This window comes from Nonomuraea sp. NPDC001636, from assembly GCF_040298265.1.
Taxonomy (GTDB): Bacteria; Actinomycetota; Actinomycetes; order Streptosporangiales; family Streptosporangiaceae; genus Nonomuraea.
In genome coordinates, this window is sequence record NZ_JBEOZT010000048.1 from 33,147 (window position 1) to 49,333 (window position 16,187).

Here is a 16,187-nt window from a genome sequence, read left to right on the forward strand (position 1 = left end):
ATCATGATTTTGGGTATCCAATGCATGTTTTTCCGACACCTCGCGCCGATGTCCTGGCCGATCCGGTCACGTCGCGCCGATGTCCCGGCCGATCGGGTGCCATGGCACCCTTGGAGGGTGAATCTCGCCGACTCAGCCTTCCTGCGCGCCTGCCGCAGGCAGCCCGTCCCGCACACCCCGGTCTGGTACATGCGGCAGGCCGGGCGATCGCTGCCCGAATACCTGAAGGTCCGCGAGGGTGTGCCGATGCTCACCGCCTGCGCGACGCCCGACCTGATCGTCGAGATCACCATGCAGCCCGTGCGCCGCTACGGCGTCGACGCGGCCATCTTCTTCAGCGACATCGTCGTCCCGCTCAAGGCCATCGGCGTCGACCTCGACATCAAGCCGGGCGTCGGCCCGGTCGTCGCCGACCCGATCCGCGACGCGCGGGCCGTGGCGGCGCTGCGCCCGCTGGAGCCGGGCGACGTGCCGTACGTGACGGAGGCGATCTCGGCCCTGGTCGGCGAGCTGGGCGGCACCCCGCTGATCGGCTTCGCCGGCGCGCCCTTCACGCTCGGCTCCTACCTCATCGAGGGCGGCCCGTCGAAGAACCACGACCGCACCAAGGCCATGATGTACGGCGAGCCCGCCCTGTGGCACTCCCTCATGGAACGCCTGTCCGACATCGTGCTGGAGCACCTGCGCATCCAGATCGCGGCCGGCGCCTCGGCGATCCAGCTGTTCGACTCGTGGGTGGGCGCGGTGGCCCCGGAGGACTACCGCGAGTTCGTCCTGCCCCACACCCGGCGCATCTTCGAGGGCATCACCGGCGTGCCCCGCATCCACTTCGGCGTGGGCACCGGCGAGCTGCTCGGCGTGCTCGGCGAGGCCGGGGCCGACGTCGTGGGCGTCGACTGGCGGGTGCCCCTCGACGAGGCGGCCCGGCGCGTCGGGTCGGGCAAGGCGCTGCAGGGCAACCTCGACCCGGCGATCCTGCTCGCGCCGTGGGAGGTCGTGGAGCGCAGGGCCCGCGAGGTGCTGCGGCGCGGCGCGGCGGCCGAGGGGCACGTGTTCAACCTCGGCCACGGCGTGCTCCCCTCGACCGACCCCGACCAGCTCAAGCGCCTGACCGACCTGGTGCACGAAGCGGGCGCCTGACCCTCACGCCGCCGACGGCCCGGGCTCGGCGGGCTCGGGCTCGGGCGCGGCAGGGGGCACGGCAGGGGGCGCGGGGCGGCGTGCGCGGTTGCGCCGTACCAGGAACACCGCCACGGCCACCAGCGGCGCCAGGACGAGCAGCCACGGCAGCAGCGCGCCGAACACGGTCAGCGCCGTCTTGGTGAACGACACCAGCGCCTCCCACCCGGTCTTCAGCCCGCCGAGGAAGCCCGCCGGCTCCTCGGCCGGGTCCTCGACCACGGTCACCGGCCCGACCAGCCGGAGCGTCAGCGTGGCCATCGCGACCTGGGTGGCCAGCTCCTTCTGCTGGGCCTGCAACGCCTCCAGGTCCGCCTCGCGGGAGTTGATCTCCCGCTCCACCTGCAGCACCTGCCCGATGGTCTCGGCCTTCTTCAGCAGCGTGCGCAGCGACTCCAGCGACTTCTGCGCCGACCTCAACCGGCTCTCGACGTCGGCGACCTGGAGGGTGACGTCCTGGGTGCCCTGGGTCATCGAGAGCTGCTTGCCCAGCTCCTTGCCCAGCCTGGCGGTCACGTCGGCGTACCGGGCGGGCGGGATCTTGAACTCCAGCAGGGCCGAGTCCTCGGTGTCGCCGGCCGACTCGGCCTCCTCCTTCGACAGGTAGCCGCCGGCCGCCGTGACGAGCTGCTTGGCCTGCTGCGCGGCCGAGGTGACCTGCTTGGCGCGTACGGTCATGCTGCCGGTGTAGATCACCTGCCGGTCCGGCTGCCGCTGGGCCAGTTCGACGCCGGAGACCGCGCTGTCGCCGTCCTGCGGCGCGGCCTGCTTCCGCGGCGCGGCCAGGTCCCGCGCCTCGGGGGCGGCCATGCCCTGCGAGGCCACCGCGGGCGAGCCGCCCGACGCCACCTCGATGTTGCCGCCGCCGCAGCCCGCGAGCAGCAGGGTGGCGCAGGCCGAGAGCGCGATGCCTAACCGGATTCTCCTCATGCCCTTATGACGGAAACTGGATCACCCCGGTTTGGCGACATACATCACGGTAGGGTCACGTGCCCCGATCAGCTGGGCGGTCTGCCGAGGCGGTAGCGTCAGGAGACGTGGAAGGGAATCGGGCGCACGTCGTCGTCATCGGCGGTGGGATCTCCGGCCTGGCGGCCGCGTGGTTCCTCCGTCAGGGTACGAGCGAGCAGGTCAAGGTCACCGTGTTGGAGGGCAGCCCCCGCCTCGGCGGCAAGCTGCACGCCTCCGAGGTCGCGGGGGTGAGCCTCGACGCCGGGGCCGAGGCCATGCTGGCCCGCCGGCCGGAGGGCGTCGAGCTGGCCAAGGCCGTCGGGCTGGAGGACGAGCTGGTCCTCCCCGGCACCGTGCGGTCGGCCGTCTACTCCAGGGGCGCGCTGCGGCAGATGCCGAAGGGGCACGTCATGGGCGTGCCGTCCGACCTGGCGGAGCTGGCCAGGTCCGGCATCGTCTCGCCCGGCGGCCTGCTGCGGGTGCCGCTCGACCAGGTCCTGCCGCCCACGCTGGTGCGCACCGACGTGTCCGTGGCCTCCTACATCCGGGCCAGGATGGGCGGTGAGATCGTCGAGCGCCTGGTCGAGCCGCTGCTCGGCGGGGTCTACGCCGGCCGTTCCGACATGCTGTCGCTGGAGGCGACGATGCCGCAGGTCGCGGCCGTCGCCAGGGCCGAGCGCTCGTTGCTGAGCGCCGCCCGGCACATCGTCGAGGAGGCGCCCAAGAACGGCGGGCCGGTCTTCACGACGCTGCGCCAGGGCCTGGGCAGCCTGCCCGAGGCGGTGGCCAAGGCGTCCGGAGCCGACGTCCGGACCGGCGTGACCGTGCGCGAGCTCCACCGCACCGAGCACGGCTGGCGGCTGGTCGCCGGGCCGGTGCCGCGGCCCGAGGTGATCGAGGCCGACGCCGTCATCCTGGCCACGCCCGCGCCCGCCGCCGCCCGCCTGCTCAAGGGCGAGGTGCCCAAGGCCGCCGCCGAGCTGGCCAGGATCGAGTACGCCAGCATGGCCGTCGTCACGCTGGCCTACCCGATCGACGCGCTCCCGCAGCCGCCGACCGGCAGCGGCTACCTGGTGCCGCCGGTGGAGGGCCGGCCGGTCAAGGCGGTGACGTTCAGCTCGGTCAAGTGGCCCCACCTGGCCCAGGACCTGCTGCTCGTACGCTGCTCGGTCGGCAGGATCGGCGAGGAGCACCTGCTCCAGCGCGACGACGCCGAGCTGGTGTCGCTGGCCACGGCCGAGCTGGCCGACGTGATCGGCGTGCGCGGCCTGCCCGTCGACAGCCGGGTCACCCGCTGGGGCGGCGGGCTGCCGCAGTACAACGTGGGCCACCTCGACCGGGTGGCCAGGGTGCGCGCCGCGGTCTCCGGCGCCGCCGGGCTCGCCGTGTGCGGCGCGGCCTACGACGGCATCGGCGTCCCCGCCTGCATCGCGACCGCCCGCACGGCCGCGGCCCGGATTCTGGACCACCTGTCGCGAGAAGGAGAATGAAGGACATGACAGAGGGCGCGCCGCGGCCGAAGGCCCGCGATCTCAACCAGGTGATCCGTTACACCATGTGGTCGGTCTTCCAGGTGACCGAGCAGGTCCCGGGCAACCGGGAGAACATGGCCGACGAGGTCGAGGAGCTGCTCGCACAGGCGGCCGGGAAGGACGTCGTGACCAGGGGGGTCTACGACGTCGCCGGCTTCCGTGCCGACGCCGACTACATGTTCTGGTGGCACGCTCCCACACCCGAGGACCTCCAGGACGTCTACTCCCGGTTCCGCCGCACCGGCCTCGGCCGGCACAGCAGGCCGGTCTGGTCGGCCATGGCGCTCCACCGGCCGGCCGAGTTCAACAAGTCCCACATCCCGGCCTTCCTGGCCGAGGAGGAGCCGCGGGCGTACGTCAGCGTCTACCCGTTCGTGCGCTCCTACGAGTGGTACCTGCTGGAGGACTCCGAGCGGCGGGCGATGCTGGCCGAGCACGGCCGGATGGCCCGCGACTACCCCGACGTGCGGGCCAACACCGTGGCCTGCTTCTCGCTCAACGACTACGAGTGGATGCTGGCGTTCGAGGCCGACGAGCTCCACCGCATCGTCGACCTGATGCGCACGCTGCGCGGCGCGCAGGCCCGCCGCCACACCCGCGTGGAGATCCCGTTCTACACCGGCGCCCGCAAGCCGGTGCAGGAGCTCGTCGCGGCCCTGCCCTAGCGGTCATGGCGGCCCGGGGCGGCCCGGGGCGGCCCGGGGCGGCGCGGAACGTCGAGGCCAACTTGACGATCTCCCTGCAGTGATCTATCCCCTTTGTCACAATCGAGGGTGAATTCCCTTTCGGTGGCGTGACGTCGGTGGCACGGTCCACGCAGGGGCGAGGAGGGCCGGGTGGAACAGTCCGCGGAGGGTCAGGGCCCCGGGCGCCGGCGCGCGCCAGGCCGTCATGCGGCGTTACGGGACACGACACCGGCCGCCCAGCAGCCCGGCGACCGGACGGAACCCCGTACCGGCGGCCGGGCGGAGGCGCGCACGGGGCACGCGCGAGTGTCCGGCGGCCCGGCTGACGCGCGTACGAGGCACGCGCGGGTGACCGGCGGCCCGGCGGAGGCGCGTACGGGACGCGGGCGGCGTGGGCGGCGGCGGCGCGGGCGTACGGGAACGCGGGGCCTGGCCGCGGGCGCGGTGGCGCTGGCCGGGGGAGTGGCGCTGCTGCTCGGCCTGAACGGCGCGTTCGGCGGGACGGTCGCCGCCTCCGGAGCCCCGGCCGGCGCGGACGGCGCCACGGCCAGGCAGGACCCGGCGGCCGAGGGCGGCGTCCCGGCGAATCCGGGACGGGCGCCGGCCAGCGGCAAGGGCGCCGCGGAGGCACGCGAGCTGCCGAAGGGCCAGGCCCGGCCGAGCACGCCGGCCGCCGCCGACCCCGCCGGCTCAGGGACGCCCGCCACCACCGGCACCGCCGACCCCGCCGACCCCGCCGCGAAGCCGGACGCCGTCCAGGGCAAGCCGGACACCGTCACGGGGCAGACCGAGACCGGCGACGCCCAGGTCAGCCTGCCCGAGGCCGACGACCCGGGCGAGGCCAAGGGCGGCGACTCGGCCAGTTACAAGGCCGACGGGCCGTCGCGGCACACCGACCGGGAGGCCGCCGAGTACTTCCGCGCCCGTTGGGGGCGGGGCGACAAGGCGATGAAACACCTCAAGGACATCCGCACCGTAGGCGGATATCTGCGCATTTACACGAACTTACCGGACAGCGCCGACAACTCCGCCGCGGCCATCACGCTGTGCAAACGCGGCCTGGAGTACCTCAGGGCGAACGGCGTGCAGCGTCCGATCGTGTTCGTGCAGGCGGAGTTCGGCGAGAACGGGAACCCCGTCCTCGCCAACATCCTGGGCCCGTCCGATCACAGCTGCCGTGTCACCTACCCCCGGCCGAACTGACGTGCGCCGGGGAACCGCGAGAGCCCCCGAAGCGGGCTAGCGCACCCGGACCCTCGTCTTCGAGCACAGCTCACACCGCTGAGTCACGACACGCCCGATCGTCTCAATCGTCACCCAGCGGTGGCGAAGATGGACACGGTCCACAAGCAGGCCCCTACCCCTTGTGGACGATCGGTACGCTCTGTCGCTGATCGATCACCCCTTGGGTTCGAGCCTCAGCGAGACCGAGTTGATGCAGTAACGATCGTCGGTCGGCGTCGGATAACCCTCGCCGTGGAAGACGTGACCGAGGTGGGAGTCGCAGCGGGCGCAGCGCACCTCCGTGCGCACCATGCCGTGACTGTCGTCCTCGATCAGCTTCACCGCCTCCGACCCCGACGGCTCGAAGAAGCTCGGCCATCCGCAGTGCGACTCGAACTTCGTGTCGGACCGGAACAACTCGGCGCCGCAGGCACGGCACGAGTACACGCCCTCGGTCTTGGTGTCGACGTACTCCCCCGTGAACGGGCGCTCGGTCCCGGCCTCCCTGAGCACGTGGAACTCCTCAGGAGAGAGCCTGGCCCGCCATTCGGCCTCGCTCTTGACCACCTTGTCCATGCGTCCAGACTACGAGATCCGGCAAAAAGAGATCTCCGCAGGGTGAAGCATCCTTTCTCGGCCGAATTCGCGTCTTTGTCGGTAAGGGGGTGTCATCGCCTCCTGCCAAGGGGTGAGATCGTCCGCGGCTCGCCGTAGCGGCACAGCCCACGCCCGTGCTGGCGCCGCTGGCGACCCGAGATGGCCGGCCGGGTGGCGCGCCAGCGCCCGGAACGGCGATGGATGATCTTAGGTCCGTCCCGTCGAGCCCCGGTCCCGCCACCGACGCGGCTCCGGGACGGGCCCACCTCTCACGTCGGCCGTTCTGTCGGCGCGGGGGAGTAGGTTCGGTGGCATGGCATCGCCGTTCATAGAGCTCAAGGTGGGGGAGCGGACCGTCAAGGTCACCAATCCCGACAAGGTCTACTTCCCGGAGATCGGGGCGACAAAGCGCGAGCTGGTCGAGTACTACGTGAGCGTCGGCGAAGGGGCCCTGCGCGCGCTCAGAGACCGGCCGACCAACATCAAGCGCCATCCCGACGGCGTCCAGACCGAGGCCATCTACCAGAAGCGCATGCCGCCCAGGCATCCCGAGTGGCTGCAGTCGGTCACGGTCACCTTCCCCAGCGGCCGCACCGCCGACTCGCTCCGGGTGACCGAGGTCGCCGCGATCGCCTACTGCGCCAACCTGGGCACGATCGACTTCCACCCCTGGCAGGTGCGGGCCGCCGACGTCGAGCACCCCGACGAGCTGCGCATCGACCTCGACCCGCAGCCCGGCCTGGAGTTCGACGCCGCGCGCCGGGCCGCCGAGCGCACCCGCGAGGTGCTCGACGAGCTGGGCATGGCGGGGTTCGTCAAGACCTCGGGCAACCGCGGCGTGCACATCGCGGTGCGCATCGAGCCCCGCTGGGACTTCGTGCAGGTGCGTCACGCCGGCATCGCGCTGGCCAGGGCGGTCGAGGCCCGCGACCCCGCCCTGGTGACCACCGCGTGGTGGAAGGAGGAGCGCGGCGACCGCGTCTTCATCGACTTCAACCAGAACGCCAGAGACCGCACCGTCGCCAGCGCCTACTCCGTCCGGGCCCAGCCGCACGCCCCCGTCTCGACCCCGCTGACCTGGGACGAGCTGGCCGACGCCGACCCGCGCGACTTCGACATCCGCACCGTCCCGGCCCGCTTCGCCAAGCTGGGCGACGTGCACGCGGCCATCGACGACCGGGCGTACTCGATCGAGCCCCTGCTGGAGATGTACGCCGCCGACGACCGCGGCGACCTGCCCTACCCGCCCAACTACCCGAAGATGCCGGGCGAGCCCAAGCGCGTCCAGCCCAGCAAGGCGAGGAACGCGCCGGAGGAGAAGTGATCACTCACTTGTCGGGCGCAGCGGGAGTCCCGGTCGCCGACGGCTGATCCCCGGGTGACGGCAGCCCGAAAGGCCGGCCCCCGTCGTGGGGCCGGCCTTTTCCGCGGGGGCCGGTCAGCAGGTGTCGGCTCCGTCGAAGGTGCGCACGCCGCGCGGCACGCGCGAGTAGATGGTCTCGCCGGGGTCCACGGTCTGGCAGGCGCCGTCCGTCCCGCGCGCCCAGATGATCTTCAGACGGAGCCGGTAGCCGCAGTCGTTGCGGGCGTAGCCGGTCTTGGTGATGGTCCCGGTGTTCTGCCAGACGGTCACGCACGACGGCGCGTTCCCGGCCGGCGCCGCCCAGGCCGGCAACGAGCTGAAGGTGCAGCACGTGACGGCGAGGGTGACGAGAGCTGCGCGGGTGGCTGGGCGCATGTGAGGTGTCCTTCCGTTCCGGCCTCGGCCAGGCGGCTGCCTGGGCAGGGGGCGAGGTGGAGACATAAGTGAACATCTCAGATCGATAACGGCGGTGGCGATCGTGACCTCGTACAGGATGAGAGCCGCAGGTCTGGGCGTGTCGCGCGTAACGCTGGGACGACGCTTCCGAAAATGTGGTCGAGTCCCCACAAAGCCCTGCGCCTCTTCCGCCTGACGAAACGCGCCGGATGGCATGGGGGGCGAAAGGCTCCGGACGGCATGGGGGCGAACCGCTCCGAACGGCGTGGGGGGGAAACGTTCCGGACGGCATGACGGCCGGAAGTCACGCGGTTCGGGCCGAACTTGTCAGGCGTTTCCCGCATCGAAACGGTCATGAACTCAAGCGCCACGCACAAGAGCAGCCCGATGGCCCGCCGACTCCGCGTCTGGGCGTCGACCGTCGCCCTCTCGACCTCACTGGCGCCGATCCTCGCCACGGGCGCCGCCTTCGCCGCGACCGGCCCGGCGGCGACCGACCCGTTCCAGGGCATCGACTGGGCGCCCGTCGTGGAGCGGGCGCTGCACTGCCCCAAGCCGGGGCCGAAGGACAAGTGGTACGTCGTCCGCGCCCGCGTCGCCGCCGTCGGCGACCTCACGCGGGACGGGCGTCCCGACACCGTCGTCACCTCGTCCTGCCCGAGCCCCACGGCGGGGAACCCGGTGCTGGCTTTCGTCTACGACGGCGCGTCCCGGCGTTCGGCCCCGCGGCTGATCGGCACGCTCGGCAAGAACCGGTACTTCAAGACCCAGACCGTCGCCGTCCAGCACGGCGAGGTGCGCCTGAGCGGCAAGGTGGTCAGCGACAAGGCTCCCCGGTGCTGCCCCGACCTGCTCGTCCGCCAGACCTACAAGTGGACCGGCAAGGAGTTCAAGAGGACGTCGGAGAAGCTGGCCAAGCTTTCCTGAGCGGGGCGGCGGCTGTGGGCCGCACGGCCGGACCCGGTGCCTGGGACGGGACCCGACGGCCCGGCCGTGCGGCGGCACAGGAGGTGCGGCCGAGAACGAAGGTAACTCCCGTACCTCCCACCGGGGCAGAAATCGGATATGTAAACTTCCGCCCCCGGTAGGAGATTCCTCAACCGAGTAGAAGAAACCTCATCCCCGGCGAAACGCCGAAGCACCCGCCCGGCAAACTGCCTCGGACGGGCGGGGGTCCGGACAGGTGCGGCCCTTGGACGGGTGCAGGTTCGGACGGATGCGCGCTCCGGACGGGTGCTTGTCCGGACGGGTGTGCGCCTCGGACGGGGTGCGTCCCTCGGGCGGGCGCAGGTTCGGACGGATGCGGGCCCGGGCGGGTGCGGGGCCCGGACGGGTGCGGAGCGAGCGCTCAGCGGCGCACCCGTCCGGATGTGGAGCGGGCGGTCAGCGGCGCACGAGGTGGTGCGGCGCCAGTTCGCGGGTCTCGCCGCGTTCCAGGTAGACCACCCGGTCGGCCAGGCCCACCTGCTCGATGTGGTGCCGGAAGTCGTCCAGCGGTGAGCTGAAGACGCCGTAGTCGTCGAAGTGCACCGGCACCACGGTGTGCGGGTTGATCAGATCGACCCAGGTCGCGCCCTGCTCGCCGTCCATGGTGACCAGCAGGGTGCCGAGCAGACGGGTGCCGCCCAGGTGCACGAGCGCGAGGTCGACCTCGGGGAAGCGACGCGGGATCGCCTCCAGGCGGCGGTCGAGCAGGGTGTCGCCGCTGATGTGCAGGCGCAGCTCCACCAGGCCCTCGGGGCCGCGGAACTCCAGCATCGTCCCGATCACCGGCGGCAGCAGCGCCTCGGCGGGGCCGGGCGCGTGCCTGGCGGGCAGTGCGGTGACGGTCACGCTGCCCTGCGGGCCGCTCAGCTCGTGCTGCTCCCACACCTCCAGGCCCGTGCTGCGGCCGAAGCCGCGGCGGCGCAGCGTGCGCGCCGCCTGCCGGGTGGTGATGATCTGGGTGCCCTTGTCCAGGCCCTTCTCCGTCACCCGGTCCCAGTGGTCCCCGTGCAGGTGCGACAGCACCACCGCGTCGATGGGCGGCAGGTCCGACACGTCGATGGCCGGGTCCTTCAGCCGGCGCGAGCTCAGGCCGTAGCCCAGGTACGCCCGCTGGCCGCGGTGCAGGAAGTTGGGATCCGTCAGCAGCGTGAAGCCGTTGTAGCGGATCAGCGTGGTCGCGTTGCCGATGAACTGCAGGCTGCCCTTCATCCCGCTCACCCCGGATACGGCGGGTGCTGGCCCGGAGGCACGCCGCCGCCCTTGCCGCCGCCCTTGTGTCCTTTGTCGCTGCCGTGCGGCCGGCCGGCCCGCTTGCCGCCGCTCTTCGACTCCGGCACGGCGTCGGTGGATTTCGCGTTCGCGCCGGACTTACCCGACCGGCGAAGTTCGGGCTGTTGCGGATTACTCATGGCTTTTGTCCCCCTTTGCGGCTTATCACCTACCTCGCTGCTCCGCCGCCAAACCCGCAGCCAAACCCGCCGCCGAACCCGCCGCCCGTGGCGCCTACCTGGTCAGGCCCGCGTCGTGGGCGATGAGGCCCGCCTGGGTGCGGTTGTGGCAGCCCAGCTTGTCCAGCAGGCGCGACACGTACCCCTTGACGGTGGGTTCGGCCAGGTGGAGGCGGGCGGCGATCTGCGCGTTCGACAGCCCTTCGCCGAGGCAGGCCAGCACCTCGCGCTCGCGTCCGGTCAGCGACCCCAGCAGCTCGCGGGCGCGGGCGCGGGCCGGGTCCGCCGCGGCCGAGGCCGCCACCAGCCGGCGGGCGGCGATGGGCGACAGCACGGTGTGCCCTTCGGCGGCCACTCGGACGAGCCCGATCAGGTCCTCCGGCGGCGTGGACTTGACCAGGAAGCCGGCGGCCCCCGCGCGCAGGGCGCGCAGCACGTACTCGTCGGCGTCGAACGTCGTCAGCACCACGACGACCGGCGGCCGGGGCAGCTCGGCCAGGCGTTCGATCGCGGTGAGCCCGTCCACGCGGGGCATGCGCAGGTCCATCAGCACGACGTCCGGACGGCTGCGCACGACCGCCTCGACGCCGGCGGCGCCGTCGTGGGCCTCGTCCACGACCTCGATGTCGGGCGCCGAGCCGAGGATGGTGCGCAGGAAGCGGCAGACCATCGGCTCGTCGTCCACGACCACGACCCTGATCATGTCGCCACGTACGCCGGGAGAACGGCCTCGACGGTGAACCCGCCGTCGGGGGACGGCCCGGCGCGCAGCGTGCCGTGCACGACCTCGACCCGCCGCCGCAGGTCGGCGATGCCGAGGCCGGAGCCGGTGCCGGCCAGGGGGCCGCCGGGCAGGCCGGTCGGCGGCGTGTTGCGCACCGTGAGCCGTACCCGCGCCTGGCCGTACTCGATCCGCACCTGCACCCGCGCGCCCGGCGCGTGCTTGCGCACGTTGGTCAGCGCCTCGCGGACGATCCGGTACGCCGTGCGCCCCACCACCGGCGAGGCCAGCGCCCGGTCGCCCTCCTCGACCAGCTCGGCCGGGGTGCCCACGGAGGCGGACTCGGCGACCAGCGCGGCGAAGTCGGCCGCCGACGGCGGCACGTCCGGCTCCGGCGCGGTGCGCAGGACGCCGATCAGGTCCCGCAGCTCGTCGAGCACCTGGCAGCCCGCGGCCCGCAGTTCCTCGGCGGTCTGCCGGGTGTGCTCGTCGGCCGCGGTGACCCGCAGCGCGCCGGCCTGCAGCACCATGAGGCTCACCCGGTGGGTGACGACGTCGTGCATCTCGCCGGCCAGCCGGGCGCGCTCCTCGGCGCGGGCCTGCTCGGCCAGCAGGTGCCGCTCGCGTTCGGCCCGTTCGGCGCGTTCGACCAGCATCCTGAGCACCCGCCGCCGTCCGTCGAGGTAGAGCGCGAGCAGCGGGCCGACGGCCGTGCGCAGCACGCCGTCGACGAGCACGCCGGCCGACGGGTCCCACACCCGCGCGATCACCATCGTGTACGCGGCCAGCGCGGCGACGGCGATCCGCCGGTCCCTGCGGTCGTAGAGCGGTCCGTACGCCGCCGCGATGGTCGCGAACGGCGCCCACACGTTCCCCTGCCCGGCCGGGACCAGCAGCCCGCCCGGCGAGATCAGCAACGTCACCACGAGCGTGTACGTCCCCAGCACGCCCAGGACCGTCAGCGGCGCCCGGCGGCGGGCCACCAGCGACAGGCAGGCGGCCGCCTGGACCGCCAGCAGCGCCCAGGCGAGCGGACCGGGACGCTCGGGCCACCACGACAGGCCGAGCAGCGTCGAGCCGGTGTCCAGCAGCGCGAAGCCGCCCGCGATGACCACGTCCAGCACGAGGGAACGGCGACACGCCCCTGCACCCATGCCGCAAACGCTACGACATCCCCGCATGCCGTAAATATCGGGTAAGTGGGAAACCATACGAAAGTCGCATGCGCTCCCGCCGATCGTCGCCCCCACCACCGACGGCCCGCTCTGCCGCACGGCCACCCCGCCGCCGTGCAATGGACCCATGACGAACCTGCCCTCGCTGGGCCGCTACGAGATCGACACCGAGAACTCCGCGATCCACTTCACCACCCGGCACCTGTACGGCCTCGCCCGCGCCCGCGGCACCTTCGACGTCAGGGGCGGCACCGTGGACGTCGCCGAACCGCTCGCCGACTCCCGCGTGCGCGTGGAGATCGACGCCGCCGGCTTCCACACCGGCAACCACCGCCGCGACGAGACCGTGCGCTCGCCCCGCTTCCTCGACGCCGCCCGCCACCCCCTCATCACCTTCACCGGCCGCCCCGCCGGCGACGGGACGCTGACCGGCACGCTCACCGTCACCGGCGTCCAGCGCCCGCTCACCCTCACCGTCGAGCGCTGCGACGTGACCGCGAACGGCTTCACCGTCGTGGTCGCCGCCCGCGTGGACCGCACCGCCTTCGGGGTGACCGCCATGCCCGGGCTCGCCGCGCGGCACCTGGCGATGTCGGCCGAGGTCAGGTGCGTGCGGGCGGGCGTCACGGATCGCGGGGAAGGCCCAGCGCGCGCTCGGCGATGATGTTGAGCTGCACCTCCGTGGTGCCGCCGCCGATGGTGAAGGCCCGGGTGGTCAGGATCATGCGGTTCCAGTGGCGGTCGGACGGCGCCAGCGACCAGCAGAACTCCGAGACCGCCTGCGCGTGCCGCATGCCGAGCAGCTTGCGCACGCTGGAGGCGGGCCCCGGGTCGGCCCCGGCCAGCCTGGACAGCGTCACGCGCAGCCCGAGCGCCGAGATCGCCTGGCCCTCGGCCCACAGGCGGCCGGCCTGCTCGCGTTGCGACTGCCGCAGCGGCGGCAGGGCGCCGGCCAGCCGCATCATGTCGGTGTGCCGGGAGCCCGGCCCCCAGGAGTCGCCGAGCGCGACCCGCTCGTGGGAGAGCGTGTCGCGGGCCACCCGCCAGCCGCCGTCCACCTCGCCCACCACCAGGTCGTCCGGGACGAAGACGTCGTCGAGGAACACCTCGTTGAAGATCTCGTCCCCGTTGATCTCCTTGAGCGGCCTGACCGTGACGCCGGGGGCGGACATGTCCACCAGGAAGTACGTGATCCCCTCGTGCTTGGGCCTGTCGGGGGAGTGCGGGCCAGGCAGATGCCCCAGTGGGCGTACTGGGCGAGGGACGTCCAGATCTTCTGGCCGGTCAGCGACCAGCCGCCGGCCACGCGGGTGGCCCTGGTGGACAGACCGGCCAGGTCGGACCCGGCGCCCGGCTCGCTGAACAGCTGGCACCACACGAGCTCGCCGGTGAACGTCCTGGGCAGGAAACGCTCCTGCTGCTCGGGGGTGCCGTACGTGACGATGGACGGGACCGCCCAGGCGGCGATCCCCAGGTTGGGACGCTTGAGGGCGCGGAACTCCTGGTGGATGATCACCTGTTCCAGCGGCGTGGCCGCGCGGCCCCACGGCCTGGGCAGGTAGGGCATGATCCAGCCCTCCCGCGCGAACCGGCCCAGCCGGGCGAGCGGCTCCTCGCGCCGCAACGACTCGGCCTCCGCCCTGATCGCCTCCCTGAGCGGGACGGACTCCTCGGGCAGGTCGGGCTCCATCGCGCGGCGGGCGCCCGCCAGGGCCAGCTCGGCGACCTGCTCGGCCCACGGCCCCGGGTCGCCGGCGAGCATGCGGCCGGACAGGGCGCGGCGGTAGTGGCGGTGGGCGTCGTGCTCGAAGGTGTAACCGATGCCGCCGAGCACCTGGATGGCGTCGGCCGCGCAGCGCACCGCCGCGTCCGGCCCCAGCACCGCCGCCACCCCGACGGCCAGCCGCACGTCGTCACCGAGCCCGCCGGGCGCTTGGGGCTCTCCCACGTGCGGCGCGTCCAAGGCGCGGGCGGCGTCCCAGACGGCGGCGCGAGCCTGCTCCAGGGCCACCAGGGCGGCCGCCACCCGGTGCTTGACGCCCTGGAACTGGCCGATCGGGCGGCCGAACTGCTCGCGTGTCTTGGCGTGGGCGGCGGCCGTGCCGACCGCCCAGGCGGCGGTGCCGCACGCGTCGGCGCCGAGCAGCACCGCGGCCAGCTCCCGCACCGGCACCGGCCCCAGCAGGCGCTCCGGCTGGACGTCGCGGCCCGCGACGGCCGTGACCGTGCACAGGTCCCGGTCCAGGTCGACGCACTCGGCGGGCTCGGCGCGCACGCCGGCCCGGTCGAGCAGCGCCCACCCGTCACCGTGCGGCACGAGGAACAGGTCGGCCCCGGACGACCCGAGGGCGAGCGGCCCGAGCGCGACGGCCGCCGTCAGCGAACCGTCGGCCAGCCCGCGCAGCAGGCCGGACGCGGGCCTCGCCGATCGGGCGAGCGCCGCCGAGGCCAGCACGACCGGCAGGTACGGCCCCGCCACCCGCAGCTCGCCCAGCACCTCCAGCGCCACGCACAGCTCGACCAGCCCGTACCCCTGCCCGCCGTGCTCCTCCGGCAGGTGCAGCCCCAGCAGCCCCTGCCCGGCCAGCGCCCGGTGCTCGACGGTACGTCCCGCCAGCCCCCGTACGGAGGCCGCCAGCGCCCGGTGTTCCTCGGTCAGCCCGATCCCCATGGACGAACACTAGAACGATATTCGGTCGATCTCCAGGGCCCGGGAAAACCGTTGGCGCGGCGTCGGCGGGGGTGGTTACCCTGGCGACTGTCCCGTTCGGTGCGATTTCTGGAGGTGGGTTGATGCCCGGCACGGCGCCCAGCGCGCCTCTTCGTGTCACGGGTGTGCCCGCCTCCCCTGTGTTCCAGAGCCTGAGGACGAGCATCTGAAGTCCTGGCCCCACTGGGCCGGACCGCCCGTGGCACCAGCGTGCCTGTGAGGCCCGCTCGGCGCTCCCTTGCTGCCTTTTTTTCACGACAAATCCGGCAAGGAGAACCCAGGTTGTCTGCCAACGGCAAACCTCGTTCCATCATCAGCACCGACACCTTCGCCTGCGTCCGCTGCGGCCTGACCGTCGCCGCGTACGCGCCCGGCGGCGTCCGCCGTAACCACTGCCCGAGCTGCCTGCACTCGTTGCACGTGCTCGACCGGGTGGAGGGCGGCCCGTCGGAGTGCCGGTCGCGGATGAACCCGATCTCCATCGCGGTCCTCCGCACCGGCGACTGGATGATCATCCATCGCTGCTCGCGCTGCGGCGAGCTGACGTCCAACCCGATCTGCGGGGACGACAACCAGCTCATCCTCATGCGCATGGCCGTACGCCCGCTCGCGCAGCCGCCGTTCCCGCTCGAAGCGTTCGGCGACCTGTGACATGCCCAGGAGGAACCCTGGCCGGGCCAGGCCGCAACAGCCCAAGGCCGTACGACGTGACGAGCGCGGCGACGCGTTCCGCTGCGTCGGCTGCCGGCTGGACGTACCGATGGACGCGCCCGGCACGGCGCACCGCAACCACTGCCCGCACTGCCTGACCAGCCTGCACGTCGACCACCGGATCCCGGGGGACCGGCGGGCGGGCTGCCGGGGCCCGATGGCGGCGCTCAGCGTCACCGTCAGGCCGGACGGGGAGTGGCTGATCATCCACCACTGCCAGGCGTGCGGCGGGCTCAGCGCCAACCGCATCGCCGGCGACGACAACGCGCTGGCCCTGCTGCGCATCGCCGTACGGCCGCTGTCCGACAGCCGCCTGCCGGTGAACGCCCTGCTGGCGCTCTGACAGAAGGCGCTGTCGAAGAGATGCCGTCACGACGGCGGGCCGCCCTCCGGGGCGGCCCGCCGCGCGGCGAACGGCGCACACGTAGGCCAAAACCACGCGCAGGGGCCCCGGGTAGTAGCACACCGCCGCCACCTGCCGCAACAAAAACAGGGAGAAAAAGCCGC

At 72.9% G+C, this 16,187-nt stretch carries 18 protein-coding genes; 9 read left to right on the plus strand and 9 right to left on the minus strand.

All coding sequences use genetic code 11. The features are described 5' to 3' along the window. The first annotated feature begins 189 nt into the window (after positions 1–189). Positions 190–1,140: a uroporphyrinogen decarboxylase gene (hemE, locus tag ABT158_RS47895; protein ID WP_352365639.1), complete on the plus strand. Its 951-nt coding sequence runs from the start codon at positions 190–192 to the stop codon at positions 1,138–1,140. 3 nt (positions 1,141–1,143) lie between these two features. On the opposite strand, the gene ABT158_RS47900 is transcribed toward hemE, so the two are convergent. Beyond that, the gene (locus ABT158_RS47900; RefSeq protein ID WP_352365607.1) at positions 1,144–2,109 is read right to left on the minus strand and encodes a DUF4349 domain-containing protein; all 966 of its coding nucleotides are present in this window, start codon (positions 2,107–2,109) and stop codon (positions 1,144–1,146) included. Between the two features lie 107 nt (positions 2,110–2,216). On the opposite strand from ABT158_RS47900, the gene hemG reads away from it, so the two are divergent. From hemG to ABT158_RS47915, 3 genes are all read left to right on the plus strand, one after another. After that, complete coding sequence (gene hemG / locus ABT158_RS47905; protein ID WP_352365609.1) at positions 2,217–3,620, plus strand: protoporphyrinogen oxidase; 1,404 nt, start codon at positions 2,217–2,219, stop codon at positions 3,618–3,620. 5 nt (positions 3,621–3,625) lie between these two features. Further along, positions 3,626–4,327: a hydrogen peroxide-dependent heme synthase gene (gene hemQ, locus ABT158_RS47910; RefSeq protein WP_352365611.1), complete on the plus strand. Its 702-nt coding sequence runs from the start codon at positions 3,626–3,628 to the stop codon at positions 4,325–4,327. 171 nt (positions 4,328–4,498) lie between these two features. Beyond that, on the plus strand, positions 4,499–5,551 hold the full coding sequence (locus ABT158_RS47915) for a hypothetical protein (protein ID WP_352365613.1): 1,053 nt from the start codon (positions 4,499–4,501) through the stop codon (positions 5,549–5,551). 195 nt (positions 5,552–5,746) lie between these two features. Here ABT158_RS47915 and msrB read toward each other — a convergent pair whose 3' ends face one another. Then, positions 5,747–6,148 carry a peptide-methionine (R)-S-oxide reductase MsrB gene (gene msrB / locus ABT158_RS47920; protein ID WP_352365615.1) on the minus strand — a complete coding sequence of 134 codons (402 nt, stop codon included), beginning with the start codon at positions 6,146–6,148 and terminating at the stop codon, positions 5,747–5,749. Positions 6,149–6,482: 334 nt separating this feature from the next. Here msrB and ligD point away from each other — a divergent pair, with 334 nt between their 5' ends. Further along, a complete protein-coding gene (ligD, locus tag ABT158_RS47925; RefSeq protein ID WP_352365617.1) occupies positions 6,483–7,493 on the plus strand; it encodes a non-homologous end-joining DNA ligase in 1,011 nt (336 codons plus the stop codon). 114 nt (positions 7,494–7,607) lie between these two features. On the opposite strand, the gene ABT158_RS47930 is transcribed toward ligD, so the two are convergent. Beyond that, complete coding sequence (locus tag ABT158_RS47930) at positions 7,608–7,907, minus strand: alpha-amylase inhibitor (protein WP_352365619.1); 300 nt, start codon at positions 7,905–7,907, stop codon at positions 7,608–7,610. 375 nt (positions 7,908–8,282) lie between these two features. On the opposite strand from ABT158_RS47930, the gene ABT158_RS47935 reads away from it, so the two are divergent. Next, complete coding sequence (locus ABT158_RS47935; RefSeq protein WP_352365621.1) at positions 8,283–8,855, plus strand: hypothetical protein; 573 nt, start codon at positions 8,283–8,285, stop codon at positions 8,853–8,855. 456 nt (positions 8,856–9,311) lie between these two features. Here ABT158_RS47935 and ABT158_RS47940 read toward each other — a convergent pair whose 3' ends face one another. The 4 genes from ABT158_RS47940 to ABT158_RS47955 all read right to left on the minus strand — a co-directional run bounded on the left by ABT158_RS47940 (position 9,312) and on the right by ABT158_RS47955 (position 12,238). After that, positions 9,312–10,124 (minus strand): MBL fold metallo-hydrolase, encoded by an 813-nt coding sequence (locus ABT158_RS47940; protein ID WP_352365623.1) that lies wholly within the window; start codon positions 10,122–10,124, stop codon positions 9,312–9,314. Between the two features lie 5 nt (positions 10,125–10,129). After that, positions 10,130–10,324, minus strand: coding sequence for a hypothetical protein (locus tag ABT158_RS47945; protein ID WP_352365625.1), 195 nt, complete (start codon positions 10,322–10,324; stop codon positions 10,130–10,132). Between the two features lie 94 nt (positions 10,325–10,418). Beyond that, a complete protein-coding gene (locus tag ABT158_RS47950) occupies positions 10,419–11,066 on the minus strand; it encodes a response regulator transcription factor (RefSeq protein ID WP_352365627.1) in 648 nt (215 codons plus the stop codon). Further along, positions 11,063–12,238 carry a sensor histidine kinase gene (locus ABT158_RS47955; RefSeq protein WP_352365629.1) on the minus strand — a complete coding sequence of 392 codons (1,176 nt, stop codon included), beginning with the start codon at positions 12,236–12,238 and terminating at the stop codon, positions 11,063–11,065. The genes ABT158_RS47950 and ABT158_RS47955 overlap by 4 nt, the downstream gene beginning before the upstream one ends. 148 nt (positions 12,239–12,386) lie before the next feature. Here ABT158_RS47955 and ABT158_RS47960 point away from each other — a divergent pair, with 148 nt between their 5' ends. Continuing rightward, a complete protein-coding gene (locus ABT158_RS47960) occupies positions 12,387–12,923 on the plus strand; it encodes a YceI family protein (protein WP_352365631.1) in 537 nt (178 codons plus the stop codon). On the opposite strand, the gene ABT158_RS47965 is transcribed toward ABT158_RS47960, so the two are convergent. Further along, a complete protein-coding gene (locus tag ABT158_RS47965; protein ID WP_352365641.1) occupies positions 12,883–13,329 on the minus strand; it encodes an acyl-CoA dehydrogenase family protein in 447 nt (148 codons plus the stop codon). The genes ABT158_RS47960 and ABT158_RS47965 overlap by 41 nt on opposite strands. Then, positions 13,221–14,930, minus strand: a complete 1,710-nt coding sequence (locus ABT158_RS47970; protein WP_352365633.1) for an acyl-CoA dehydrogenase family protein — start codon at positions 14,928–14,930, stop codon at positions 13,221–13,223. The genes ABT158_RS47965 and ABT158_RS47970 overlap by 109 nt, the downstream gene beginning before the upstream one ends. A 321-nt stretch (positions 14,931–15,251) precedes the next feature. On the opposite strand from ABT158_RS47970, the gene ABT158_RS47975 reads away from it, so the two are divergent. Both ABT158_RS47975 and ABT158_RS47980 read left to right on the plus strand, forming a co-directional pair. Then, positions 15,252–15,620 carry an RNHCP domain-containing protein gene (locus tag ABT158_RS47975; protein WP_352325680.1) on the plus strand — a complete coding sequence of 123 codons (369 nt, stop codon included), beginning with the start codon at positions 15,252–15,254 and terminating at the stop codon, positions 15,618–15,620. Position 15,621: 1 nt separating this feature from the next. Beyond that, positions 15,622–16,023 (plus strand): RNHCP domain-containing protein, encoded by a 402-nt coding sequence (locus tag ABT158_RS47980; protein ID WP_352365635.1) that lies wholly within the window; start codon positions 15,622–15,624, stop codon positions 16,021–16,023. Positions 16,024–16,187 lie beyond the last annotated feature (164 nt).

Bases quoted from the DNA above. Each gene is read 5' to 3' on its own strand.
- hemE (WP_352365639.1), top strand. From the start codon at position 190: ATGCGGCAGGCCGGGCGATCGCTGCCCGAATACCTGAAGGTCCGCGAG.
- ABT158_RS47900 (WP_352365607.1), bottom strand. From the start codon at position 2,109: ATGAGGAGAATCCGGTTAGGCATCGCGCTCTCGGCCTGCGCCACCCTG.
- hemQ (WP_352365611.1), top strand. From the start codon at position 3,626: ATGACAGAGGGCGCGCCGCGGCCGAAGGCCCGCGATCTCAACCAGGTG.
- msrB (WP_352365615.1), bottom strand. From the start codon at position 6,148: ATGGACAAGGTGGTCAAGAGCGAGGCCGAATGGCGGGCCAGGCTCTCT.
- ligD (WP_352365617.1), top strand. From the start codon at position 6,483: ATGGCATCGCCGTTCATAGAGCTCAAGGTGGGGGAGCGGACCGTCAAG.
- ABT158_RS47930 (WP_352365619.1), bottom strand. From the start codon at position 7,907: ATGCGCCCAGCCACCCGCGCAGCTCTCGTCACCCTCGCCGTCACGTGC.
- ABT158_RS47935 (WP_352365621.1), top strand. From the start codon at position 8,283: ATGAACTCAAGCGCCACGCACAAGAGCAGCCCGATGGCCCGCCGACTC.
- ABT158_RS47940 (WP_352365623.1), bottom strand. From the start codon at position 10,124: ATGAAGGGCAGCCTGCAGTTCATCGGCAACGCGACCACGCTGATCCGC.
- ABT158_RS47945 (WP_352365625.1), bottom strand. From the start codon at position 10,324: ATGAGTAATCCGCAACAGCCCGAACTTCGCCGGTCGGGTAAGTCCGGC.
- ABT158_RS47950 (WP_352365627.1), bottom strand. From the start codon at position 11,066: ATGATCAGGGTCGTGGTCGTGGACGACGAGCCGATGGTCTGCCGCTTC.
- ABT158_RS47955 (WP_352365629.1), bottom strand. From the start codon at position 12,238: ATGGGTGCAGGGGCGTGTCGCCGTTCCCTCGTGCTGGACGTGGTCATC.
- ABT158_RS47960 (WP_352365631.1), top strand. From the start codon at position 12,387: ATGACGAACCTGCCCTCGCTGGGCCGCTACGAGATCGACACCGAGAAC.
- ABT158_RS47970 (WP_352365633.1), bottom strand. From the start codon at position 14,930: ATGGGGATCGGGCTGACCGAGGAACACCGGGCGCTGGCGGCCTCCGTA.
- ABT158_RS47980 (WP_352365635.1), top strand. From the start codon at position 15,622: ATGCCCAGGAGGAACCCTGGCCGGGCCAGGCCGCAACAGCCCAAGGCC.